Origin of the sequence: Corynebacterium sp. CCUG 69979 (assembly GCF_024454095.1) — a bacterium.
In the GTDB taxonomy this organism is placed as follows: Bacteria; Actinomycetota; Actinomycetes; order Mycobacteriales; family Mycobacteriaceae; genus Corynebacterium; species Corynebacterium genitalium.
This window is the reverse complement of the sequence record NZ_JAGPZA010000018.1, coordinates 19983-42940: the sequence shown is the minus strand read 5'-3', so window position 1 is coordinate 42940 and position 22958 is coordinate 19983. Positions and strand designations below refer to the sequence as shown.

Sequence of the window (22958 nt, the reverse complement as noted above, 5' to 3'; positions counted from 1 at the left end):
CTAGCCGTGGCTTACCCCGACCGATTCGCAGACTACTTGTAAACCAAACCCCCACACACAAACAATCGGACACCCTCCGTCGCCATGGCAGCCGGGCAGCTCTCCCCTCCACGCACTGGACAAATCAGAAAGGCAACGAAATGAAGATAGCGGTTCTTGGAGGCACCGGAATGGCGGGTAGCGCTATTGCACAGGAAGCAGCTGTACGCTCACACGAGGTGATTGCAATCTCGCGGCGCCCCAAAGCAACTGGCACTCCTTTAATCAGGCCACACGCCCTGGATATCGCTGAAACCGAATCCCTTGCGGAAGTACTCAAACCCGTAGATGCCTGCGTGTGCGCTGTCAGGACCCGAGAAGGTATGGAGTCGCAGATCGCGGACCTGACACTCAGTCTTCTTGACGCAGCTCAGCAGAACAACACTCGTGTTTTGATCATCGGGGGATCTGCTCCCTTGTGGTCACCGAACTTGAGAAACACGAGAGTGGTCGATGACCCGCAGTTCGTTCCGTCGGAGTGGCAAGCTATCGCCCGCGCTAGCCTGCAGCAGTTTGAAACCTGCCTCAGCCACTCGTACACAAACTGGACTTACCTCAGTCCGCCGGCCTTGTTCATGGACGGGGAGCGCACAGGCACCTACGAGCGTGGAACCGATACTCTGCTGCTAGACGCCACCGGGACCTCCAGCATCACCGCGTCTGATCTCGCTATCGCAGCCATTGATGAGGTTGAAGACCCCCGAAATGATCAGCACTTCACTGTGATGACTCCGACGCGGTAGATACCCTATGCCCCCGCCTGCTTCTCATCGGCAGCCAGCTGGCCACATGCGGCTGCGATCTCTTGCCCCTTGGTGTCGCGGACCGTGCAGGTGACGCCTTGGGCAATGACGCGGCGGACAAACTCGTCCTGGCGCTCGCGCGGGGAGGCGTCCCACTTCGACCCTGGGGTCGGGTTGAGCGGGATGAGGTTGACGTGGACGAGGGGGCCGAGCGCGTCGTGAAGCTTCTGGCCCAGCATGTCCGCGCGGAAGTCATGGTCGTTGATGTCGCGGATGAGCGCGTACTCAATCGACACACGGCGTCCGGTCTGGTCCGCGTAGTAGCGGGCGGCGTCCAGCACATCCTGAACGGTGAAGCGGTTGTTCATCGGGACGAGTTCGTCGCGCAGTTCATCGTCGGGCGTGTGGAGGGACACGGCGAGAGTGACGGACAGGCCTTCGTCGGCAAGCTTGCGGATCGCCGGGGCGAGACCGACCGTGGACACCGTCACGTTGCGCTGGGAAATGCCGAAGCCGTGCGGGGCCGGGCTGACAATCTGGCGCACCGCGGACACAACGCGGTTGTAGTTGGCCAGCGGCTCGCCCATGCCCATGAACACGACGTTGGTCAGGCGGGAACCTTCGGCCTCCATCATCGCGGCGGCTTCACGGACCTGGTCGACGATCTCCGCAGTGGACAGATTGCGGTCGAGGCCGCCCTGGCCGGTCGCGCAGAACGGGCACGCCATGCCGCACCCTGCCTGCGACGAGATGCACAGGGTGGCGCGGCCCGGATAGCGCATCAAGACGGACTCCAGAAGAATGCCGTCGTGCAAGCGCCACAGCGTCTTGGTGGTGTCGCCGTTGTCGGTCTCCACCTTGCGCACCGGGGTGAGCAGACGCGGGAACAGGGAATCCTTGACCAGCTCGCGCTGCGCGGCGGGCAAATCCGTCATCGTGGACGGGTCCGCCTCGAAGCGGCCGTAGTAGTGGCGCGCGATCTGATCGGCGCGGAACTTAGGCAGGCCGAGTTCACCGAGCGCTTCAATCCGCTCTTCCTCGCTCAGGTCGGCGAAGTGCTTCGGCGGCATGCCGCGCTTGGGCGACAGCAACTGGATCTTTGGAAAATCACTCATGACGTGCCCCATTGTGGCACGGGATAGCGCAGTTAGCGAATAGCAACCAGAGGCACGGGTGAGACGGCCGTTAGATCACCACGACACTCATCAGCAGCCACGTCGCAGCGGCGGCCGGCAGAATGCCATCGACGCGGTCCATCATGCCGCCATGGCCGGGCAAAAGCCCCGACATGTCCTTGATGCCCAGCTCACGCTTGAACTGGCTTTCCACCAGGTCGCCCATGGTGGCGCAGAGCACGGTCCCCACGCCAAAGATGAGTCCCGTCCACCACGGGCTCGCCAGCATGAACATGCCCGTCAACACGCCTGTCACCGCGCCAAACAGCACTGAACCCGCAAAGCCTTCCCAGGACTTCTTGGGGCTGACGGCCGGTGCCATGGGATGGGAGCCGAACAGAACTCCAGCGACGTAGCCACCCACGTCGTTCGCCACCACACACGCGATGAATGTGAGGATGAAATGGCTACCGGTGACATCCCCTGACTCCAGCCGGGAAATCATCGCGGCGAAGGAGCCAAACAGCCCGATCCACACGAGCACGAAAATGCTCACCGCAGTATCGCGGACGTAGTTCTGCGGCGGAGTGTTCCTCCCGTGGAAGAACAGACGGGAGAACATGATGGCCAGCGCACTGACCGTGAACGTGGCCAGCAGGCCCGGGTACCCGAACGGCCAGGTGGACACGACCATGCTCAAACCGAGCACGATGATGGTGAACCTGTACACCCCGAAACCGTGCTCGCGCAGGCGCGTGAGCACCTCCCACATGGCCAACGCCATGGCGAGACACACCACGGGGTACCACATCACGGGACCCACCCATGTGGCCACCAGCACGAGGGCGATCAGCGCGAGACCCGTCGCGATGGCGGCGGGGAGGTTACGGCCTGCGGAGTTCTTCGGCTTCGGCAAATGCACCCGGCGTGAATGGCCGGCTGCTGGTGCCTCGCTGTCTGTCACAGGCTTATACCTCGAGCAGTTCTGCTTCCTTCTTGTTCACCAGGTCGTCGATCATGTCGACGTACTTGGCAGTGGTCTTGTCCAGCTCTTTCTCCGCAGCGGAGACTTCGTCCTCGCCGGCGTCGCCGTCCTTCTGGATCTTCTTCAGAGCATCCATGCCGGAGCGGCGGACGTTGCGGATTGCAATCTTGCCGTCTTCGCCTTTGCCCTTAGCCTGCTTGACCAGGTCACGGCGACGCTCCTCCGTCAGCTGCGGGATGGTCACACGGATGACCTGGCCGTCGTCCGTCGGGTTGACACCCAGGTCAGAGTTACGGATGGCGTTTTCAATCTCACCCATGGTGGACGGGTCGTACGGCTTGATCAGCAGCATGCGCGGCTCCGGCACGGAGATGGTGGCCATCTGGTTGATCGGCGTGGGTGCGCCGTAGAACTCCGCCATGACGCTGTTGAACATCGCCGGGTTCGCGCGGCCCGTGCGGATGGTCACCAGCTCGCCACGGGTGTGCTCCACGGAGTTGGTCATGCGCTCTTCAGCGTCGAGCAATACGTCATCGATCATGGGTTCATCCTTCACTGATCCAGATTGTGTTCTCTACCAACTTAGCAGTGCCAGCTACCGTCATAGACTGTAGAACACTATGCACCCCGCCTTCGCGTATCTTGCCCCGGATCCGCAGCCCGTAACTACGGGCCGCTTGAGCGGCTGGGTCATCCCTGCTAAAGATCTGTCCGATGTCGCAGGCATGCCCACCACCGGCGGAAACCCGCAGCGCACATACGTTGCGGGGACCACCAGCCCCTTTTTAGCTGCTCTCCAGCGCGAGGGCGCGACGATCAACGGCAAGACAGCCACCTCCGAGCTTGGCGCCACGATCTATGCCGAGCGTCCCGACGTTCCTGTGCTCACTTCACCTGCCTATCCGGGCGCGACTCCAGGCGGGTCATCCACCGGGGCTGCTGTCGTCGTCGCCGAGGGCCTGCACCGCGCGGCGCACGGCAGCGACGCGGGCGGCTCTTTGCGCGTTCCGGCCGCCGCATGCGAGGTTGTCGGTTTCAAGCCCGCGGGTACCAGCAAGACCGTGTCCACCGACGGCTTCATCACAGCGACAGTCGCGGACCAGCAGTTCTTGCACAACGCGCCCAATGCTTATCGACGCCTGCGCGTCGGCCTCCTCACCACTCCCCTCTTCTCCACTGAATCGGTGGTCAGCCCCGACCGAATAGCAGTCGTTGAGCAGGCGGCGGAGGTGCTCGGGGGCAGCTGCGACGTCGTTAAGCTCCACCCGTATCAGGCGGCCGCAGAGACGTTTACGCACTTCACCCGCCGTATCCAGCAGGCGTTCGTGAAGGTGGACCCGCTGGACAGTGCCTACATTTCCTGGTTGAAGGAGCAAGGTATCGCCGTGACTGCCGCGCAGCTCGCGGAGGGTCAGCGCCATATTGCCGGATTGTCGCAGGCATTGCAGCGTGAGTGGGGTGTGGATGTGCTGCTCACCCCGACCGTCGCTACAGATCCCCCGCCGGTGGGTCACTTTTCCGCGATGAGCCCAGCGGAGAGCTTCGCCGCGCAGACTGCGTGGTCGCCGTGGTGCTCTCTTTTCAACCTCACTGGCGGGCCGGCGATTGCTGTCGGGCCCATCCACATCGGCGGTATTACTGCCAGCGACAGCGAGGTGCTCGCGCTCGCCGCAGAAGTCGAAGACGTGTGGCAGGAATGGAAGGCGGCTAGAGGAGTCTGACCATCGCCACGCCGGCGAAGACGAGGACAAGCCCCCCGATACGCGCACCGTTGATGCGCGTGCGGGCCGAGCCGAACAACCCGAGCGCCTCAATGACCTGGCCGCAAATAATCGCGCCGGCCAGCTGAGCAATGACCGTCGTTCCGGTGCCCAAGATGGGTGCGAGCGTGGCCATGCCCACGACGAAGATCGCGCCGAAGACACCCCCGAGCCACATCCACCACGGCCCGGGCTCAATCCCGGTGAGCAGGGCTTTGCGGGAGGTCGGTTCGAGCATGCTGAGCAAAAGCAGCAGGACAACACCGACGAACAAGCTGATCGTGCCGGCCTGCAATGAACTGCCCAGCACAGTGCCCAGGTGGCCGTTGACGGCGGTCTGCGTAGCCGAGCACATGCCCATGAGCACTCCGAAGGCGCGCCATCCCCAGGCGGCACCGGCGTCAGCGCGTCCCTCCCCGAGCCCCGGCTGCGAACCGGGGGTGCCCAGGACATGAACAGTCACAATGCCAGCCACCACGACGAACGCCCCGAGCACGCGCCAGAACGTCGCCTCGTTTTGGGGAGAGTTATACAGCCCGAAGTGGTCGATGACCAGGGCCATGATCACTTGCCCCAGGATCGGGATGATGATCGTTTCCACCGCGCCCAGCATGGGGAACAAAACCACGCTGCCGGTGAGGAAAACCACGCCCATAGCGCCGCCGATCCACACCCACCACGGCTGCGCGGCAGCCGCCGCAAAATCGACGTTCGGCCCGGAAACGGCAAGGGCCACCGCCGCGGCGCAGCACAGCGCGACGAAGAAGGAAATGAGCGATGCCGGGATCGGTGCGCCGATGCTGCTACGCAGCCGGGCGTTCACCGCAGTCTGGGCAGGAACAACTGACCCGACACCGAGGGCGGCTCCAACTAGCAATTACCGGGCCGCCTACTGGACGAGGGTGCCGATGCGCTCACCGGCGACAGCACGCGCAATATTGCCCTCTTTGAGGAGGTTGAACACCAAGATGGGCATGTTGTTGTCCATGCACAGGCTGAACGCGGTGGCGTCGGCGACCTTGAGACCCTTCTCGATCGCCTCGCGCGGGGTGATCTCGGTGTAGAGTTCCGCGTCCGGGTTGGTGCGCGGGTCGTCGGAGTACACGCCGTCGACAGCCTTAGCCATGAGGAGTACCTCACACCCGATCTCGAGGGCGCGCTGAGCAGCAGTCGTGTCGGTGGAGAAGTACGGCATACCCATCCCTGCACCGAAGATGACCACGCGACCCTTCTCCAGGTGGCGGGATGCGCGCAGCGGCAGGTACGGCTCCGCGATCTGCGCCATGTTAATGGCGGTCTGCACACGGCAGTCCACGCCCAGCTGCTGCAAGAAGTCCTGCAGCGCCAAGCAGTTCATCACCGTGCCCAGCATGCCCATGTAGTCGGAGCGGGCGCGGTCCATGCCGCGCTGCTGCAATTCCGCACCGCGGAAGAAGTTACCGCCACCGATGACCACCGCCACCTCGGTGCCGCTCTGAGCAATATCGGCGATCTGGCGGGCCACGTTCTCCACCACATCCGGGTCGATGCCGACCTTGCCGCCGCCGAACATCTCACCTCCCAGCTTGAGCATGACGCGGTTGTATCCGCGGCGAGACTGGACGTGATCTTCGTTGATCGGGTCGGTCACCGAGAGCTCCTTCGACTGGGTTCGACTGGCTTCGACAGGGATGGTCTATTCCGGCGACCCAGTGTACTCGCTATCCAGGCAAGAAGGGCAACACCCCGGTGCCGTCGATAAGCGACGACACCGGGGTGCGTGGAAAGCGTCAGCTTACTGCTGGCCTACCTCGAAGCGGACGAAGTCGGTCACAGTGATCCCGGACTCCTCAGCGAACTGGCTGACAGTCTTTTTGGAGTCGGCGAGGGACGGCTGCTCCAGCAGAGCGACATCCTTGAAGAAGCCGCCCAGGCGGCCCTCGACGATCTTCTCGATGGCAGCTTCCGGCTTGCCCTCGTTGCGGGTGATCTCTTCCTGGACTGCGCGCTCCTTCTCCACGACCTCAGCCGGGACGGAGTCCTTGTCCAGGTAGCGAGCCTTCATCGCTGCGATCTGCAGAGCGACCTGGTGAGCAGCCTCAGCGTTGTCGCCGGTGTACGCGACGAGCACGCCCACTGCAGGCGGCAGGTCCGCAGCCTTCTGGTGCAGGTAGGTCTCCACGTTGTCGCCCTCAATGGTGGCGGCGCGGCGCAGCTCGAGCTTCTCACCGATCTTCGCTGACAGGTTCTGCAGCACCTCGGATGCCGGCTGGCCGTTGACATCAGCGTTGGCCAGCTCCTCCGGGGAGTTCGCCTTCACTGCGGCAGCGCCCTGAGCAATCTGGTCGGCGATCTGCTTGAACTCGTCGTTCTTAGCAACGAAGTCGGTCTCGGAGTTGATCTCAACGATGGTGTTGCCGGAGACAGCGACCAAGCCCTCCAGGGCATTGCGCTCAGCGCGCTTGCCCACGTCCTTCGCACCCTTGACGCGCAGGATCTCAACGGCCTTATCAAAGTCTCCGCCAGCCTCTTCCAGGGCCTTCTTGCAGTCGAGCATGCCGGAACCGGTGGTTTCGCGCAGCTTCTTCACGTCTGCAGCGGTGTAGTTCGCCATAGTGGGGCGAGCCTCCTCGTTATTGGATCTTTGTTCTTTGTGTAGTTCGTTAGACAGCGTAGTGGACTCACAGAGAGTTTGCCGGAGCTGTCTTACACCACGACAAACCCCCGCGTCCCGCGCCCTGTTGAAGCTTTTTGCTCACAGGGCGCACAGCGGGCGCGGGGGTCACATTCGCGGCGTCACGTGTTTTAGACCGGGTCGACGTCGTTGTTCGGGTTGTCGACGTTCTCCACAGCCTCAGCCGCAGCCTCCTGCGCCGGAGCGGAAGCAGCGTCTGCCTCCTGAGCGGCCGGGGTTGCCGGGGTGCCCTGCGGCGCAGCGGTCTCGGTAGCCTCCACGTCTGCGACAGCCTCAGCAACGTTCTCACCGGAAGCGTTTGCCGGAGCCTCAGCCTGGACCTCGGCGATGCCGGCGTCCTGGGTGGTGCCAGCTGCCGGAGCGTCACCAGCAGCCTCGCGGGCCTTCGCCAGCTGGCGCTCTTCGCGCTGCTGCTTACCAGCAACAACAGCCTCGCCCACGATGTGGGTGAGCAGCTTCACGGAACGGATCGCGTCATCGTTGCCCGGGATCGGGTAGTTGACGGTGTCCGGGTCGCAGTTGGTGTCCAGGATGGCAACAACAGGGATGCGCAGCTTCTCTGCCTCGGCGACAGCGATGTGCTCCTTGTTGGTGTCCACGATCCACAGAGCGGACGGGGTCTTGGTCATGTCGGAAATGCCGCCCAGCACGCGCTCGAGCTTGGTGCGCTCGCGGTTGAGCATGAGGATTTCCTTCTTGCCGCGGCCAGCGTAGCCGTCCTCGGCTGCGTCCATGGCCTGCAGCTCCTTCATGCGGGCAAGGCGCTTGGACACGGTCTGGAAGTTCGTCAGCATGCCACCGAGCCAGCGGTGGTTGACGTACGGCATGCCCACGCGGTCAGCTTCTTCCTGGACAGGCTCCTGAGCTTGCTTCTTGGTGCCGACGAAGAGGATGGTGCCGCCGTGTGCGACGGTCTCCTTGACAAACTCGTATGCCTCGTCGATGTAGGTCAGCGTCTGCTGCAGGTCGATGATGTAGATGCCGTTGCGGTCGGTGAAGATGAAACGACGCATCTTCGGGTTCCAACGACGCGTCTGGTGGCCGAAGTGCACACCGGCGTCGAGGAGTTCACGCATGGTTACGACTGCCATGGGAATGTCTCCTTGGGAGTTAATCGTGTTCGGTTACTTGTCTGTTGTGCGGGTTTTGCCCGCACCCTAGCGACGAGCCACACCCACGCCCACAAAAATTTCACCGGGCAGGGAACCGCCCGTGTGTTCATGTTCGTGGGACCGTTGCGGGTTGCAGCACCTGTGTTGCGCAAGGCCCTTGACGCAAGGGCCCTACCAGGCATTTTCATCGCGCGTAGTCAGCACACCCCGCAGGGCACACTGCTAGTAGTGGAGTCTACATCGTTCCAGCGTATGCGCCAATTCACGGCGCGCGGACGAACCGGGACTGTGGATAAGTCGGCGTTTTCCACAAGGCATTTCGCTTAGCGACGCATCCTCCCACCATCCCCGCCACACTGAACCCCATGAACACCCGCACCGCTTCACCCCTGTTAACCGCGCTTGTGATGCTCATGACGATTGCGACGGGCATCGCCACTGCCGCCCCAGCCGCCGCCTATGTCGACCCGACAACAGGTACCCCGCACGCCACGGGTGTGACCCGCAGCGCCGACATCCCGGAGAAGAATTGGCTGCCCGGCCACCGCGGCGTCGACCTAGCTGCTCGCACCGGCCAAGACATCCTCGCCGCTGGAGAGGGAGTGGTCGCTTTCACCGGTCTTGTCGTCGGCGTGCCGACGGTCTCCATCGACCACCCCGACGGAATCCGCACCACCTATCAGCCTGTCCATGCCACCGTGAAGGTCGGCGACCACGTCCGCGAAGGCCAGCCGATCGGTAGAATGGCCCAGCCCATGGCAGACCATGCCGGCCTGCACTGGGGTGCGCGCACCGGTAAAGACTCCTATATCAACCCGCTGAGCTTGCTGGATGCGCCGCCGATCCGGCTCAAACCTGTCGACGGTCAGCATGTCATGCCCGCGGGTGTGCCTGGTCGTACACGTTCTTAAGCCGCTGCGCGGAAACGTGCGTGTAGATCTGCGTCGTCTGCAGCGACGAGTGCCCCAGCAACTCCTGCACCACACGCAGGTCCGCCCCGCCTTCGAGCATGTGCGTTGCCGCACTGTGCCGCAGGGCGTGGGGGCTCAGATCCGTGTCACCGGTGCGCTGCGCGGCGCGTTCCACCACGCGCCGGACTTGCCGCTGGTCGATCCGCCCGCCCCGGGAGCCGAGAAACAGCGCGTGCCCGCTCTTCTCCCCCACCAACTCTGCACGGCGGGTCTTCCATTCCTCGATGGCTGAAGTGGCACGCTCCCCAAACGGCACAACCCGCTGTTTGTTTCCCTTCCCGGTGACCCGGGCAAGCCCTTGCTTGGTATCGACATCATCCACATCGAGTCCCGTCAGCTCCGCCACGCGCATGCCTGTCGCGTACATCAACTCAAGCATGGCCCGGTCGCGCGCAGCTTCTGGCCCGTCGGCGTCAGGATTGATTTCCGCCTCGACGAGCTCGCCCGCCCGCGATGGCGTCACCACGTCAGGCAGGTGACGGTTGATCTGGGGTGTCACCAGCCGTGCTGCGACATCTGAGTCAAGGTAGCCGCGCTCGTACGCCCACGTCGAAAAGCTTCGCGCTGCGGCGGTACGCCGCGCCATTGTGGAGCGCGCAAGGCCCTGCCGCATCGCGTCGGCGAGCCACCCGCGCAGGGCGATGAGGGTGAAATCGTCGAAGGTCGGAGCAACCTCGGCCAAGGTGCGCAGGTCGCTGCGGTAGCCCCTGACTGTCGCCTCGGAGCGGCCTTTGACAAGCAGCGCGTGGTCAGCGAAGTCATCGATGGCCTCTTCTAAGTGCGCCATCGCCCAACCTCCGGAACTCTACTTCTCATCTTCAGTGGAAGTATATGGGCGCACCTCGTGCTCACCGGGACATCCACGCATACGCCTGACCGAGCACACGGTCTCGCCGGTCAGATGGTTTAACTTCTAGCGGTGCTCAACCCATAAGATTTTTCGCATTTTCGTGCCGTTGAAATCGGCCCTACATACACCCATTTCAGATGTTACTGCTGGTGCTGGTGTTACTTGACGCGTGGACGGCACGAAAATGCAGCAGCCAGCGCGGCGCTTCACACGCGAAAGTGCCGCGCTGCCGTCTAGCTCTCACTCCTTTCCCACATCTTCCCTTTCCTGACCACGAGCCCTTTCTTGTGCAGGTCCATAAGCAAGTGAACTGCGAGGGCGATTGTGAACCCGCTCGCCTGGGCAACGGCCTCGGCGTCTATTCCACCCGCTCCGGCCACTGGCAGCGAGTCGTAGACGCGCAGCTCGTTGCGGGAGAGCTTCTGGATCGCGTCTGCCTCGAAGTCGATCTCCAACTGTCCATCGACATCAGTGGAGCCGATCGCGCCGAGCTGCTGGTGCGCATCGTCGGCACTGAGCACCATGTCAGCCCTGTCGTTTCTGATGGCCAGATTCGTTCCCAGCGAGCCCGGCCCCAGGATTGGCCCCGGCACTGCGAGGGGTACACGGTTGTACGTTTTGACCCATTTCAGCGTATTTAGGGCGCCTGACCGGAACGCAGCCTCGACGACGATCGACCCTTGAGTCAACGCCGCCACGAGCCGGTTTCGAGTCAGGAATCGGTGCCGGTCCGGAGTCATTCCCGGCGGGTACTCGGTGACAATGGCACCGCCCTCAGCCGCGATCCGGTCAAACAGTTTGGTGTTACGCTTCGGGTAAATTTGCCCCGGCCCGCACGCGGCCACAACAACGGTCAACGCCTGGTTGTTCAACGCGGTCTCGTGGGCGACGGTGTCAATACCCAGTGCCCCGCCGGACACGATCGTGTACCTATGCCGCGCAAGGCCGGTACACAAGTCGGCGGTTGCATGGTGGCCGTAGGCGCTCGCCGCTCGCGTGCCGACGATCCCCACCGACTGTGCGAACAACTGCGCCAGGTTCGTATTGCCCCGCGCCCACAAGGAGTGCGGTGGATACCCCTCAGGCGGGAGGGGCTCTTCACCAGCAGCCGGGCCCAGGCCCCGCTCCTGCTTGCTCAACGCGCTGCCGAATGACGCTGCGATCTCATCGGCGGGCCACTCCGGATGCTCCGGGGTGATCAACGAGTATCCGTGCTGCGCGGCCTCCTCCAGATCTTCGGCGGGACGGTCCCAGGTGTAGCGCGATTCTGTCGCGGGACCCAGCTCCCCCAGCCAACTCGCACGGGTGCGGATGCCGCGGGCAAGCTCGTCGGCATCGCGCCCGGCACCCAAGTGCGCGAGCAAGTGGCGGTTGGGCCCCTCCACGACCCGGTTCAAATATGCCCACGACTCAAGTTTCGATGCACTCATACCAGTACTCCCCTCTCCTTGGATGCGCGCAGTTCCAGCGCATCGAAAACGTGCTCCAGGCTCGGCCGCTCCGCGCCCGCGAGATCGGCGATGGTCCACGACAGACGCAGGATCCGGTCGACTCCCCGCTGCGTGATGTCGCCATTCGCCAAGGCACCCTCAATCACCGCCATGCCGGCGTCATCCGCCAGAAAGTGCCGCCGCAATGTCGCCCCCGCAACGCGCGAATTGGTTGCCGCGCGCACGCCTGCTTTCTCCCACCGGTGCTTGGCGCGGTCACGCGCCGCCAGCACTCGCTGCGCGATGGCTTCGGACGGTTCGTTGTCGGCCCTGCCCACCACCGCCCCGACCGAGGACGTCCTGAGCGAGATGTCGATGCGGTCGCGTAGCGGCCCCGACACGTTACGCAGATAATTCACCCGCTCGGTCGGGCGGCAGGTGCACTTCTCCGGCACGCCCACCCCGCAACGACATGGATTCGCCGCCATGACCAGCTGAAAGCTCGCCGGATACACCACCTCTCGGCGCGCCCGGGTAAGCCGAACTTCCCCCTTTTCCAGCGGCACGCGCAGCCCGTCGAGGGTGTCGGCGGGGATCTCGCTTACTTCGTCGAGAAACAGCACGCCATGATGCGCGTGGCTCACGGCACCAGGTCGCGGAATGCCGGAACCGCCGCCAATCAACGCTGCCTTGCTTAACGACGGATGCGGCGCCACAAAGGGAGCTTGCCCTATCACCTCACCACTCGACTCCCCGGAAATGGAATGAATCGCGGTGGCCTCGACGACTTGCTTCGAGGTGAGCTCGGGCAGGATCGACGGTAGACGCTCAGCCAACATGGATTTGCCGGAACCCGGCGCGCCGATCATGAGGATGTGATGCGCCCCGGCGGCAGCAATCTCGAAGGCTCGACGTTCCTGGTCTTGCCCCACAACGTCCCGGAAGTCAGGAACCGGGATCGTGCGGACAACGTGGTCGATCTTCTCGAGTCCGGGCAAGTCCCGCTCACCCGCGAGCCACTGCCATGCTTCGGTGAGACTGTGCGCAACGCGCACGCTGGGGTGGCCGACCAGCGCCGCCTCCTGGGCATTGCCGGCGGGGATGACAATGTGCTCAATGGCCCGGTGCGGGCCGGCGTGGAGGGCATCGAGGATGATCTGCAAAATGCCGTCCACACGCCTGAGCTGGCCGCTCAGACCCAGTTCACCTACCACCAGACAGCTTCTGAGGCGGCGCTCAATCACCGGATTCATGCTGGCCAAAACGGCCAAGGCGATGGGAAGGTCGAACTGCGAGCCGGCTTTCGGCAAGTTCGCCGGCGACAGGGAGACCATGATCTTTGTCCGCGGCCACGGCAAGCCCGAATTGGCCACCGCAGTACGGATCCGGTCGCGGGACTCCCCCACAGCTTTGTCCCCGAGGCCGACAATGTGCATCCCCGGCAAGCCGGGACCGACGTTGGCCTCCACGGTGACGGAATGCGCCGTCACGCCTTCGACGGTGGCGGAGTAGGTGCTAGCAAGAGCCATCGTCGACTCCTTGGTAGAGGCGGGTGTGGCAGTCGTGACCGTCGAAAAGCACTTCGACAACGTCGAACCGCACCTGCGTGAACGGCTTATCCGCAAGCCACTGCGACGCCGCCTTCCGCATACGCGCCAACTTGCGCGCGGTCACGGACTCAGCACCCCCGAAACTCGTGCCGCGCCGCGTCTTCACCTCCACGAACACAGTCGTGCCGTCTGTGGCCATGGCGATAATGTCTATCTCCCCATCGCGACAGCGGTAGTTGCGCGCCACGATGATGTACCCCGCTTGTTCGTAGCGGGTGGCTACCTCTGTCTCCCCCAGTGCTCCCAGCATGTACTGGTCGCGTGGCGTGATGCCCGCAGTCATGTATCCCCCTGTTGTCCAGAACCTGTGTGAAGAGTCGTGCTGAAACGATCTACTTCGTTGGACTACCGGAGAACCTCGATCGGTTCCGTCAGGGGGAGAGAAACATCCGAGAACGACAAAACCTGTGGATAACCACCGTTATCCACAGGTCCTATTAGCGGCCAGAGCTAGAAAAGGGGTCACTCAGGAATGACCATCTCCGGCTTATCCAGCTCCTCGATGTTGACGTCCTTGTAGGTAATCACGCGGACGTAGCGGACGAAACGGACCGCACGGTACATGTCCCAGACCCACGCGTCTGACATGCGGACCTCGTAGTAGACATCCTTGCCCTCGGTGTGCGGGATCAGCTCCACGGCGTTGGCCAGGTAGAAGCGGCGGTCTGTCTCGACCACGTAGGAGAACTGGCTGACCACGTCGCGGTACTCGCGGTAGAGGGACAGCTCCACCTCTGCTTCGTAGTTGTCCAGTTCCTCAGCACTCATTGTGTCCGGCTCCTCATGTACATCTCGTGGGCAGCTGCAACGTTGGCATAAGTGTAGCGATGCTCCGCGCTCGCACCGTGACGGCGCACCGCATCCATGTGCACCGCCGTGCCGTACCCCTTGTGCCCCTCCAGACCGTAGTCGGGGAAAGTCTCCGCCATCTTCGTGATGAGCCGGTCGCGGCTGACTTTCGCCAGCACGCTCGCCGCGGCGATGCAGCGGGCGGTGTAGTCCCCGCCGATGATCGGCAACTGGGGCATGGTAAGACCCGGGACGCGGAATGCGTCGACAAGCGTGAAACCCGGAGTAAGTCCGAGACCCGCTACGGCCATGCGCGCGCCGTCAAGGTTGGCGTTGTGGATACCGCGCCGATCCACCTCCGCGGCTGGGATATGCACGACGCAGTGGGCGTCCGAGGAGGTGAGGATAGCGTCGTAAAGCACTGCCCTTTTGGCAGGCGTGAGCTTCTTGGAATCCGTCAGACCGTCGAGCGCTGGAATGGGCTTGTCGGGCAGCACGCACGCGGCGATAGTGACAGGGCCGAAGCATGCGCCGCGGCCGGCTTCGTCGATACCTGCGACAGGCCCCAAGCCCGCTTTGCTCAGCGCGACTTCATACGTGCGCAACTGCTTGAGTCGCCTCACGCTACTGCTGCTGCGGCTGAATGTCCTGGTTGTTCACAGACCCAATGCGCGTCAGCGGCAGAATGATGAAGGAGACTTTGCCGCGGATGTTCTCCTCCGGAATCGTTCCCTGGAACTGGTCGCCCATGTGGGCGCGGGAGTCGAGCGAGTTCGTGCGGTTATCGCCCATGACGAAGACATGATCGTCCGGCACTGTCAGCGGCCCGAAGAAGCTTCCACCGCAGGCCTCTGAAGCCTCATCACCGATGATCGGGTTCGCGTGGGGCTGAAGAATGTAGGACTGGTCAATCGGCTCGTCGTCAACCATCACAGCAGGGTCTCCCGCCTGGCACGACACGGTCTGGCCACCGGTTGCGACAATGCGCTTGACCAAATCGTTCTCGTCGGGGGCGACCAAGCCCACGTACGAACCGAGCTGCTGCAGCCCAGCCACAATCGGGTTGTCCGAGCGGTTAGACACGTAATTGGTGTTCCAGGAGTCAGTGCCCTCGAAGACCACAATGTCGCCCGGCTCCGGGTCGGAGAAGTAATAGGAGACCTTCTCTACGAAGATGCGGTCACCGTTGCAGCCCTCACAGCCGTGCAGCGTCGGTTCCATCGACGCCGACGGAATCAGGTAAACGCGTCCCACAAACGTCTGGAGCAGGAAGATCAATCCCAGCGTCAGCACGACCACCATGGGGATCTCCACGTACCACGGCATCGTGGCCTTGTCGTCCTTCGGTGCCTTCTTCGGCTCACCAGAAGGGCGGGGCTGGTACCGCGCCGTCACAGGACTACCGGACTGCTGCGGAAGTTCGGGCCACGGGGCGGTTCGGCGGGAAGACCGGGGATCAGGGTTGTGGGTCACGGGCAATCACCTTAGCACCAGGAAATCCAAACGCCCCCACCACCAGGTGAGGGCGTTTCGCACGGCAGGAGCTTAGCGGCGCTCCTTGATGCGCGCTGCCTTACCGCGCAAATCGCGCATGTAGTACAGCTTCGCGCGGCGGACACGGCCGCGGCGGACAACCTCGATGTGGTCGATGTTCGGGGAGTGAACCGGGAAGGTACGCTCCACACCGATGCCGAAGGAGATCTTGCGGACAGTGAAGGTCTCGCGGATACCAGAACCCTGGCGGCGGACCACGAAGCCCTCGAAGAGCTGGGTACGGGTAACGTTGCCCTCAATAACCTTCACGTGGACACCCAGGGTGTCACCGGGACGGAAGTCGGGGATGTCATCGCGCAGCTGGCCTGCGTCGACCTTGTCGATAATGCCGTTAGACATAACGAATGTTCCTTTTCAGATTTGGACAGAGGACCCTAGCGGCTCTTCCCTATGCAAGGCGCTCGGCTGGTTCGTGTCGGCTACATGACCCGAATATTCAAGCACACCACCAGGGGTTCACCCAAATCGCCGTGCGGTTTTCTCCGTCGTCGTTCCGTACCAGTACTGGACACCGGGAAGTGCGTTGACCACGGCCTGAGTCGCGTCCTTCAGCGGCAGCGCCGTGCGGCCCTCCACAACAACGCGGTACACCGGATCGAGCAGCGGGCCGTCTTCAGCCTGCAAATATTGCGTGACGACGGCATTGTCCACCACACACATCTGATCCTGCAGCTCCACTGTCACGGCGGCATCCATGAATCCCGCCCGGCGCAGCTTCTTCGCCACTTTGCCCTGGGACTTTTCCCACGCGACCGCATTCATGATCACCGCGATGTCGGTGGAGACATCCCGCGCATCGAGCGTGAATAGGTCATCTCCATCCAGCCCACCTTCTGCGCGCAGCTTATCGACGAGTTCCGGCCGCACCTGCTGCGTCCTGCGCAAAGCCTCATCACGGCGCCACCGGGCGATCTTGCCGTGGTCCCCCGACAGCAACACCTCCGGTGCCGAGAGTCCCCGCCACTGACGCGGCTTAGTGTAGGAAGGTCCCTCGACTAGGCCGTCAGAGAAACTGTCTTCCTCGTGGCTCTCGGTGTTGCCCAGCACACCGGGAATGAGTCGCGTCACGGCCTCAGCGATGACCAATGCCGCCACTTCCCCACCGATGAGCACGTAGTCGCCGATGGAGACCTCCCGCACCCGGTAGCGCTGCGCGGCGTCCATGAACACACGTTGGTCAATGCCTTCATAGCGCCCGCAGGCGATAACAATGTGCTCTTCGCGCGACCACGCCCGTGCATCCGCCTGGGTGAACGGCACCCCGGCGGGCGTGGGTACGAGCAGCAAGGGCGCTTCTGGATCCTCGCCCGCCCGGCAATCCCTCTCTTCCTGGTACGGCCGCGGCGCCACAGCGGCGACGTCGTCATGGCGCGCTTTGTCGTTGCGGTGCGGGGTGGCGGAATGGAGTTGGGGGGCGCTGCCGTCGATAAGCGGAAGCTGCGCCACGTGATCGAGCGCTTGGCCCCACACTTCCGGGAGCATCACCATGCCGGGGCCGCCACCGAGCGGCGAATCGTCCACCGCTTTGTGGTTGCCGGTGGCCCAGTCGCGCAGATTGTGCACGCCGACGGAGAGGATCCCCCGCTCGATCGCTTTGCCCAGCAGCGCGTGGCGCAGCGGGTCGAGGTACTCGGGGAAGATCGTGATGATGTCCAGTCTCATGCTCACAGCTCCAACAGACCCTCCGGCGGAGTAATCACCAGGTAGCCCTCATCCAGGTCGATCTCCGGCACGATGTCCATCACGAACGGCACCAGCACTTCTTTGCCGTGGTAATCCACTTCGAGGAGTTTGCGGTTGGGCATGGTCATCACGCCCGTGACCTCGCCGATGTGCGTGCCTCCGGCATGGTCAAGGAGCACTTTCAGACCGATGAGCTCGTGGTCGTAGTACTCGTCGGAGTCCTCGTCGCGCTCGAGCGGCTCGGCGAAGAACTGCATGCCGCGCAGAGATTCTGCGGCAGTGCGGTCCGCAACCTCCTCGAACGTGACCAGCAGGCGCTTCTGATGCGGACGCACCGATGTGACGGTCAGGTCTCGCTCCTTGCCGGCCTGTCGGCCGTGGAGCACCTCGCCTTGAGCGAAATGAATGTCCTCGTCGTCCGCGAGTGGCTCCACAACCACCTCACCGCGGACACCATGAGATTTCACTACCCTGCCAATCCTGATTTCCATGCAGCTCAGGCTACCGCGATCTCCTTCCGGGCATGAGAAAACCTCCCCAGGTCCTAGCCCAGAGAGGTTCGCGGGATGGCGACTAGTTCTCTTCGGCCTCAGCCTCTTCAGCCGGTGCGTCCTCAGCAGCGTCATCGGACTCAGCCTCAGCCTCAGCTGCCTCTGCAGCCTCAGCTTCAGCGGCGGCCTCAGCAGCAGCCTTAGCCTCTGCCTCTTCCTTAGCCTTCTTGCGCTTCTCGGTGATGGCCTCAGCGGTCGGGCCGCCAGCAGCTTCCTCAAGAGCCTGGTTGAACAGGTCGAGCTTGGACGGCTTCTCATCAGCAACCTTGAGGGTGCCCTCTGCACCGTCGAGGCCCTTGTGCTTCTGCCAGTCGCCGGTCACCTTGAGCAGAGCCGCAACCGGCTCCGTCGGCTGTGCGCCGACGCCGAGCCAGTACTGTGCACGCTCGGAATCGATGCGGATGAGCGACGGCTCTTCTTTCGGGTGGTAGATACCGATGTTCTCGATGACCTGACCATCGCGGCGGGTGCGGGCATCGGCAACGACAACACGGTACTGGGCATTGCGGATCTTGCCCACGCGCTGCAGCTTGATCTTGACAGCCATGTTTAAGTACTTCCTTACGGTCACTGGGCAGTGCAGACATCCGCCGCTTATTGGCGGACCGGTTCAACCCTTAGATTTCCCTGCGTGTGACTGGCCGGCCGGTTGTGTGCTGTACTGGCACTACCGGGGTCGGCGCTTACGCAGCTCGAATCACCCTACCCGCTGCTGGCCTATACGCCAAAAGAGGCGTGGGCTATGAGGTTTACAGGGAAAGCGCGGTAAGGTCTGCGGGGATCAACAAAACATACGAGCGAGACACGCCGGACAAGATTGCATGACTACCACGGTAAGCACACAGAAGCCACGCGAGCAGGGGCAAACCCCCTTGCCTAGGCTGACGTACCGCAACGACCTTGACGGCCTGCGCGGGTTTGCCATCGCCTTAGTCGTAGTCTTCCACGTCTTCGTCGGGCGCGTTTCCGGTGGTGTGGATGTCTTCCTGCTGCTGTCCGGTTATTTCTTCATGGGTGCGCAGCTGCGCTATGCAGTCCGCCCGAACCCGTCGCTCAACCCATGGTGGCCGTTGTGGCGCACCGCACGGCGTCTTCTGCCAGCGCTGGCGGTGGTGCTATCCGCGACCTACCTGGGGATCAAGTATTTCACGCCGGAATTGCTCAGCCTGGAGCTGACTCAGCAGTTCACCGCGTCCGTGTTGTACTACCAGAACTACGAGCTCGCTGCGCAAGACGCCGCCTATGCCGCCGCGGGTTCGGAGACATCCCCGCTGCAGCACCTGTGGTCTATGAGTGTGCAGGGGCAGTTCTACCTCTTCGCCATCGCGGCCGGCATCATCGTGGCGCTGTTGGCTACCCGCGCACATATCGGTGTTAAGCGACTGCGCCGCGGCGCCATTGTCGTGCTCTCACTGGTCACTATCGCGTCCTTTGCCTACGCGTCGCGGCACGGGCTCGTCGGCACGCCGGAGAACTACTACGCCTTCCCCTCCCGCCTGTGGGAGCTGAGCTTCGGTGCACTGCTGGCCATGATTCCCTTCGCCGACGTCATCCCGGCACGCCTCCGCTCGTTCGCAGCGGGTCTCGGCCTAGTGATGATCACGATCACCGGCTTTGTCATCTCCACCTCGCTGGCATTCCCCGGCCCCGCCGCGCTGCTCCCGCTGCTGGGTGCAGCTCTGGTCGTCGTCGCTGGGCCGGATCACGCTGTCGCCCGCGTACTGGCGTCCTCCCCGATGAAGTGGTTGGGCAAGGTGGCCTACTCCCTCTACTTGTGGCACTGGCCGCTGCTCATTCTGTTCACGGTGAGATCGGAACGCGACACGCCGTCGATCGCTTTGGGCATCCTCGTCATCGGCCTGTCGCTCGCGCTCGCGCACCTGACCTACAGCTTGGTCGAAGACCCGTTGCGCCAGCACGCCAAGCGCCCTAAGACGACGGACAAGCCCGTTCAACGCGCCAAAGCAAGCTTGACGACGCTTCCTGGCCGCCTCCGCGCCGCCGGCGGCGCCGTCATCGCTCTACTGTTGGCAGGTCTGCTGGCGATTCAGCCGGTCTTTGCCCGCCAAGTGGACAACGCCGAAGGCGTCCTGGACGCGGCCACCTACCCGGGCGTGATGGCGCGTTTCGGCGCCGATGTACCGGAGGCCCAAGCAGAACCGGACCCCACCTTGATCGCTGACATGTTCCCGCCGACCGTTGATGACGGCTGCTTGATCTGGATGGACCAGCCAGCCGACATGATGCCTGGCGAGCATTGCGTTTACGGCGACACCGAAGCCGACACCACCGTGGTTCTTTTCGGCGGCTCCCACTCGGAGCCCTGGGTCATCCCCCTCGACATCCTCGGGCGCGAGCACGGGTTCAAGGTCGTACCGTACATGCGTCAAGAGTGCCCGCTGGTCCTCGACGACCTGGACACCGTCTCTGAAGTGTGCGCTCAGTGGTCCCAGCAAGCCTTCCAAGAGATCATCGACCTCGACCCGGACCTGACTGTATCCACTTCGACCCGCCCGGCCGGCCGGGCCGGCGAAGGCAGTGTCGGCCCCGATCTCGTTCCGCCCGCCTACGCGAATGTGTGGGACACCCTGCGCCTAAACGGCATCCCCTTCCTGGGCATTCGCGACAACCCGTGGGTATTCAGCCGCGAGGGCGAGCACATGGACCCCAACGAGTGCCTCGTGGCCGGCAACTCCATGGAAGCCTGCTCGACTGTCCGCAAAACCGTCTACGGATTCGAAGACCCGGGCGAGGCGTTCCTCTTCCCGGAGAACCAGCAGTGGTCCCTGGATACGTCAGACTGGTTCTGCGACGATACATTGTGCCCGCCGATCATCGGCAACCTTTACGTCTACCGCGATCAGAACCACATCTCCAACGCCTACGCGCGAACCACCACCCCGCTGGTGTGGGAGAAGCTCAGAGAGATCTTCGACGCCCTGGAGATTCCGCACAACGGCGGCACCGATGCCACCGATGCCACCGATGCCACCGATGCCACTGAAGCCACCGGCGAAAGCAGCCCGACCACGCCGCCTGCACCGGAGAATGCTGACCCTGCCACCGACGACGGGGACCCTACCGGCGAGGCTCACCCCAACGGACCCTACGCACCCGCGGACCCGAACAACCCCGCGCCGGGAGAACCGGGCAAATTGATCTTCAACTAACGCGCGACACCGGAATACTACTCGGGGTTTTCCGTAATACTGCTCACGTGAAAGCCCTGGTGAGAAACATGCAGATCGGCTTATAAGCTCGAGCAGTATTCCGGGTCCGAGTAACTCTCGGACCTTATTTCCTTTTCTTCCCCCCGAAGCCCGGGAAGCCGCCGCCCATGCCGGGCATGCCTCCCATTCCGGGCATGCCGCCCATGCGCTTCATCATCTCGTTCATGTCCATGTTGTTCAGGTTGCCCAGGTCCAGCCCGTCCATGCCGGGAGGCAGCTGCTCCTGAATCTTCTTCAGCTCAGCCGGATCGAGGCCGTCCATCCCGGGCATCCCCGGCATTCCACCAGGACCGGCGGGGGCTGCCGGGGCACCGGGCGCTCCGCCCATCGGCGGCATCTTCGGCCCGTTCTGCTTCTTCGGCGGCTTGCGCTTGCCCTTCTTGTTCTTGCGGCCCTTCGGCTGCTTCTTCGTCGCGGACCGGCCGCCGCCCATGCCAGGCATCCCCGGCATGCCGGGCATTCCGGACATGCCGAACTGGTTAGCCATCTTGCTCATCATCTTCTTCGCCTCGAAGAAGCGCTCCACCAGCTGGTTGACGTCAGCGACGGTGACTCCGGAACCGTTAGCAATCCGCTTGCGCCTGGAAGCGTTGAGGATCTTCGGGTCCTCACGCTCCTGCGGGGTCATACCGCGGATGATGGCCTGGATGCGGTCGAGCTGCTTCTCGTCGACCATGTCAGCCATGTCGTTCATTTGCTTGCCGCCGGGCATCATTTTCAGCAGGTTGCCGATCGGCCCCATGCGGCGGATCATCAGCAGCTGATCCAGGAAGTCCTCCAGCGTCAGTTCGCCGGACCCCAGCTTCATGGCGGCTTCTTCCGCCTTCTGCTGGTCCATCATGGTCTCTGCCTGCTCGATCAGGGAGAGCAGGTCACCCATGCCGAGGATGCGGCTGGACATGCGGTCCGGGTGGAACACATCGAAGTCTTCGAGCTTTTCGCCTGTCGACGCAAACAGGATCGGCTTGCCCGTCACCTCACGGATCGACAGTGCTGCACCACCACGGGCGTCACCGTCGAGCTTGGTCAGCACGACACCGGTGAAGTCCACACCGTCAGCGAAGGCTTGCGCGGTGGTCACCGCGTCCTGGCCGATCATGGCATCGATGACGAAGAGGACTTCGTCCGGGTTGACCGCGTTGCGGATATTGCGGGCCTGGGTCATCAGGGTTTCGTCAATACCCAGCCGGCCGGCGGTATCGATGATGACCACGTCGGCGTTCGTGCGGCGGGCTTCGTCGATACTCGCCTGGGCCACGGCAACCGGATCGCCGTGGGAGATGCCCATTTCGTGTTCCGAGGAATCCAGCGAGGTACCCGGGTCCGGCGCGAAAGTACGCACCCCGGCGCGCTCGCCGACGATCTGCAGCTGCTGGACAGCACCAGGGCGCTGCAAGTCGCAGGCCACAAGCATCGGGGCGTGCCCTTGCTTCTTCAAGTGCAGTGCGAGCTTGCCGGCCAAGGTGGTCTTACCGGCACCTTGCAGACCGGCCAGCATGATCACAGTCGGCGGGTTCTTCGCCAGGTTGAGGCGGCGCGTCTCGCCGCCGAGGATGTTGGTCAGTTCCTCGTCGACGATCTTGATCACTTGCTGCGCCGGGTTGAGCGCCTCAGAAACGTCGGCACCGAGTGCGCGCTCCTTGACCCGCTTGATGAAGGCGCGGACGACGGTCAGGGAGACATCGGCCTCAAGCAGCGCGATGCGGATCTCACGGGCGGTGGCGTTAATGTCCTCTTCCGTGAGTTTGCCCTTGCCCCGCAGACCTTTCAGCGCTGTTTGCAAGCGGTCTGACAATGACTCGAACACGAAAAAGCTCCCTCGTAGCAAACGAAAAAAGTGGTGGGTACAGCCTAGCTGCTAC

At 63.2% G+C, this 22958-nt stretch carries 23 protein-coding genes; 4 read left to right on the top strand and 19 right to left on the bottom strand.

The window, feature by feature from the left end:
- Positions 1 to 140: 140 nt before the first annotated feature.
- A complete protein-coding gene (locus KBX18_RS09815; protein ID WP_255995861.1) occupies positions 141 to 782 on the top strand; it encodes an NAD(P)-dependent oxidoreductase in 642 nt (213 codons plus the stop codon).
- Positions 783 to 787: 5 nt separating this feature from the next.
- Here KBX18_RS09815 and rlmN read toward each other — a convergent pair whose 3' ends face one another.
- From rlmN to frr, 3 genes are all read right to left on the bottom strand, one after another.
- Positions 788 to 1897: a 23S rRNA (adenine(2503)-C(2))-methyltransferase RlmN gene (gene rlmN, locus KBX18_RS09810; protein ID WP_255995857.1), complete on the bottom strand. Its 1110-nt coding sequence runs from the start codon at positions 1895 to 1897 to the stop codon at positions 788 to 790.
- A gap of 70 nt (positions 1898 to 1967) precedes the next feature.
- The gene (locus KBX18_RS09805) at positions 1968 to 2861 is read right to left on the bottom strand and encodes a phosphatidate cytidylyltransferase (protein WP_005289692.1); all 894 of its coding nucleotides are present in this window, start codon (positions 2859 to 2861) and stop codon (positions 1968 to 1970) included.
- Positions 2862 to 2865: 4 nt separating this feature from the next.
- Positions 2866 to 3423 (bottom strand): ribosome recycling factor, encoded by a 558-nt coding sequence (frr, locus tag KBX18_RS09800; protein WP_005289691.1) that lies wholly within the window; start codon positions 3421 to 3423, stop codon positions 2866 to 2868.
- Between the two features lie 79 nt (positions 3424 to 3502).
- Between frr and KBX18_RS09795 the strand changes: the two genes are divergently transcribed.
- Positions 3503 to 4603, top strand: a complete 1101-nt coding sequence (locus KBX18_RS09795; RefSeq protein ID WP_005289690.1) for an amidase — start codon at positions 3503 to 3505, stop codon at positions 4601 to 4603.
- Here the strand turns inward: KBX18_RS09795 and KBX18_RS09790 are convergent.
- The 4 genes from KBX18_RS09790 to rpsB all read right to left on the bottom strand — a co-directional run bounded on the left by KBX18_RS09790 (position 4590) and on the right by rpsB (position 8407).
- Positions 4590 to 5519, bottom strand: coding sequence for a DMT family transporter (locus KBX18_RS09790; RefSeq protein WP_255995856.1), 930 nt, complete (start codon positions 5517 to 5519; stop codon positions 4590 to 4592). The two genes, KBX18_RS09795 and KBX18_RS09790, sit on opposite strands and share 14 nt — an antisense overlap.
- Before the next feature lie 12 nt (positions 5520 to 5531).
- On the bottom strand, positions 5532 to 6215 hold the full coding sequence (gene pyrH / locus KBX18_RS09785; protein ID WP_232210339.1) for a UMP kinase: 684 nt from the start codon (positions 6213 to 6215) through the stop codon (positions 5532 to 5534).
- 201 nt (positions 6216 to 6416) lie between these two features.
- Positions 6417 to 7235, bottom strand: coding sequence for a translation elongation factor Ts (gene tsf, locus KBX18_RS09780; protein WP_255995855.1), 819 nt, complete (start codon positions 7233 to 7235; stop codon positions 6417 to 6419).
- A 191-nt stretch (positions 7236 to 7426) separates the two neighbouring features.
- Positions 7427 to 8407, bottom strand: a complete 981-nt coding sequence (rpsB, locus tag KBX18_RS09775) for a 30S ribosomal protein S2 (protein ID WP_255995854.1) — start codon at positions 8405 to 8407, stop codon at positions 7427 to 7429.
- Positions 8408 to 8793: 386 nt separating this feature from the next.
- Between rpsB and KBX18_RS09770 the strand changes: the two genes are divergently transcribed.
- Entirely contained in the window at positions 8794 to 9339 is a 546-nt protein-coding gene (locus KBX18_RS09770) for a M23 family metallopeptidase (protein ID WP_255995853.1), read from the top strand.
- On the opposite strand, the gene KBX18_RS09765 is transcribed toward KBX18_RS09770, so the two are convergent.
- From KBX18_RS09765 to rpsP, 11 genes are all read right to left on the bottom strand, one after another.
- Positions 9302 to 10186 (bottom strand): tyrosine recombinase XerC, encoded by an 885-nt coding sequence (locus KBX18_RS09765; protein WP_255995852.1) that lies wholly within the window; start codon positions 10184 to 10186, stop codon positions 9302 to 9304. The two genes, KBX18_RS09770 and KBX18_RS09765, sit on opposite strands and share 38 nt — an antisense overlap.
- Before the next feature lie 296 nt (positions 10187 to 10482).
- Entirely contained in the window at positions 10483 to 11679 is a 1197-nt protein-coding gene (gene dprA / locus KBX18_RS09760) for a DNA-processing protein DprA (RefSeq protein WP_255995851.1), read from the bottom strand.
- Entirely contained in the window at positions 11676 to 13208 is a 1533-nt protein-coding gene (locus KBX18_RS09755) for a YifB family Mg chelatase-like AAA ATPase (RefSeq protein ID WP_255995850.1), read from the bottom strand. Before KBX18_RS09755 ends, dprA begins: the two co-directional genes overlap by 4 nt.
- On the bottom strand, positions 13195 to 13572 hold the full coding sequence (locus KBX18_RS09750; RefSeq protein WP_255995849.1) for a YraN family protein: 378 nt from the start codon (positions 13570 to 13572) through the stop codon (positions 13195 to 13197). The genes KBX18_RS09755 and KBX18_RS09750 overlap by 14 nt, the downstream gene beginning before the upstream one ends.
- A 179-nt stretch (positions 13573 to 13751) precedes the next feature.
- Positions 13752 to 14057 carry a DUF2469 domain-containing protein gene (locus KBX18_RS09745; RefSeq protein ID WP_005289678.1) on the bottom strand — a complete coding sequence of 102 codons (306 nt, stop codon included), beginning with the start codon at positions 14055 to 14057 and terminating at the stop codon, positions 13752 to 13754.
- The gene (locus KBX18_RS09740) at positions 14054 to 14701 is read right to left on the bottom strand and encodes a ribonuclease HII (protein ID WP_255995848.1); all 648 of its coding nucleotides are present in this window, start codon (positions 14699 to 14701) and stop codon (positions 14054 to 14056) included. The genes KBX18_RS09745 and KBX18_RS09740 overlap by 4 nt, the downstream gene beginning before the upstream one ends.
- Position 14702: 1 nt before the next feature.
- Positions 14703 to 15404, bottom strand: coding sequence for a signal peptidase I (gene lepB / locus KBX18_RS09735; protein WP_083770353.1), 702 nt, complete (start codon positions 15402 to 15404; stop codon positions 14703 to 14705).
- Positions 15405 to 15623: 219 nt separating this feature from the next.
- Positions 15624 to 15971, bottom strand: a complete 348-nt coding sequence (gene rplS, locus KBX18_RS09730; RefSeq protein WP_005289675.1) for a 50S ribosomal protein L19 — start codon at positions 15969 to 15971, stop codon at positions 15624 to 15626.
- Positions 15972 to 16088: 117 nt separating this feature from the next.
- Positions 16089 to 17294 carry a tRNA (guanosine(37)-N1)-methyltransferase TrmD gene (trmD, locus tag KBX18_RS09725; RefSeq protein ID WP_255995847.1) on the bottom strand — a complete coding sequence of 402 codons (1206 nt, stop codon included), beginning with the start codon at positions 17292 to 17294 and terminating at the stop codon, positions 16089 to 16091.
- 2 nt (positions 17295 to 17296) lie between these two features.
- The gene (gene rimM / locus KBX18_RS09720; RefSeq protein ID WP_255995846.1) at positions 17297 to 17806 is read right to left on the bottom strand and encodes a ribosome maturation factor RimM; all 510 of its coding nucleotides are present in this window, start codon (positions 17804 to 17806) and stop codon (positions 17297 to 17299) included.
- Positions 17807 to 17888: 82 nt separating this feature from the next.
- Entirely contained in the window at positions 17889 to 18413 is a 525-nt protein-coding gene (gene rpsP / locus KBX18_RS09715; protein WP_255995845.1) for a 30S ribosomal protein S16, read from the bottom strand.
- 274 nt (positions 18414 to 18687) lie between these two features.
- Between rpsP and KBX18_RS09710 the strand changes: the two genes are divergently transcribed.
- The gene (locus KBX18_RS09710; protein WP_255995844.1) at positions 18688 to 21036 is read left to right on the top strand and encodes an acyltransferase family protein; all 2349 of its coding nucleotides are present in this window, start codon (positions 18688 to 18690) and stop codon (positions 21034 to 21036) included.
- 124 nt (positions 21037 to 21160) lie between these two features.
- On the opposite strand, the gene ffh is transcribed toward KBX18_RS09710, so the two are convergent.
- Positions 21161 to 22903, bottom strand: coding sequence for a signal recognition particle protein (ffh, locus tag KBX18_RS09705; RefSeq protein ID WP_255995843.1), 1743 nt, complete (start codon positions 22901 to 22903; stop codon positions 21161 to 21163).
- Between the last annotated feature and the right edge of the window lie 55 nt (positions 22904 to 22958).

Coding starts and splice junctions, on each gene's coding strand:
- KBX18_RS09745 (WP_005289678.1), bottom strand. CDS start 14,057: ATGAGTGCTGAGGAACTGGACAACTACGAAGCAGAGGTGGAGCTGTCC.
- pyrH (WP_232210339.1), bottom strand. CDS start 6,215: ATGCTCAAGCTGGGAGGTGAGATGTTCGGCGGCGGCAAGGTCGGCATC.
- rplS (WP_005289675.1), bottom strand. CDS start 15,971: ATGTCTAACGGCATTATCGACAAGGTCGACGCAGGCCAGCTGCGCGAT.
- lepB (WP_083770353.1), bottom strand. CDS start 15,404: ATGCCGTGGTACGTGGAGATCCCCATGGTGGTCGTGCTGACGCTGGGA.
- rpsB (WP_255995854.1), bottom strand. CDS start 8,407: ATGGCAGTCGTAACCATGCGTGAACTCCTCGACGCCGGTGTGCACTTC.
- trmD (WP_255995847.1), bottom strand. CDS start 17,294: ATGAGACTGGACATCATCACGATCTTCCCCGAGTACCTCGACCCGCTG.
- dprA (WP_255995851.1), bottom strand. CDS start 11,679: ATGAGTGCATCGAAACTTGAGTCGTGGGCATATTTGAACCGGGTCGTG.
- frr (WP_005289691.1), bottom strand. CDS start 3,423: ATGATCGATGACGTATTGCTCGACGCTGAAGAGCGCATGACCAACTCC.
- rpsP (WP_255995845.1), bottom strand. CDS start 18,413: ATGGCTGTCAAGATCAAGCTGCAGCGCGTGGGCAAGATCCGCAATGCC.
- KBX18_RS09770 (WP_255995853.1), top strand. CDS start 8,794: ATGAACACCCGCACCGCTTCACCCCTGTTAACCGCGCTTGTGATGCTC.
- rimM (WP_255995846.1), bottom strand. CDS start 17,806: ATGGAAATCAGGATTGGCAGGGTAGTGAAATCTCATGGTGTCCGCGGT.
- KBX18_RS09750 (WP_255995849.1), bottom strand. CDS start 13,572: ATGACTGCGGGCATCACGCCACGCGACCAGTACATGCTGGGAGCACTG.
- KBX18_RS09710 (WP_255995844.1), top strand. CDS start 18,688: ATGACTACCACGGTAAGCACACAGAAGCCACGCGAGCAGGGGCAAACC.
- KBX18_RS09755 (WP_255995850.1), bottom strand. CDS start 13,208: ATGGCTCTTGCTAGCACCTACTCCGCCACCGTCGAAGGCGTGACGGCG.
- tsf (WP_255995855.1), bottom strand. CDS start 7,235: ATGGCGAACTACACCGCTGCAGACGTGAAGAAGCTGCGCGAAACCACC.
- KBX18_RS09795 (WP_005289690.1), top strand. CDS start 3,503: ATGCACCCCGCCTTCGCGTATCTTGCCCCGGATCCGCAGCCCGTAACT.
- KBX18_RS09815 (WP_255995861.1), top strand. CDS start 141: ATGAAGATAGCGGTTCTTGGAGGCACCGGAATGGCGGGTAGCGCTATT.
- KBX18_RS09765 (WP_255995852.1), bottom strand. CDS start 10,186: ATGGCGCACTTAGAAGAGGCCATCGATGACTTCGCTGACCACGCGCTG.
- rlmN (WP_255995857.1), bottom strand. CDS start 1,897: ATGAGTGATTTTCCAAAGATCCAGTTGCTGTCGCCCAAGCGCGGCATG.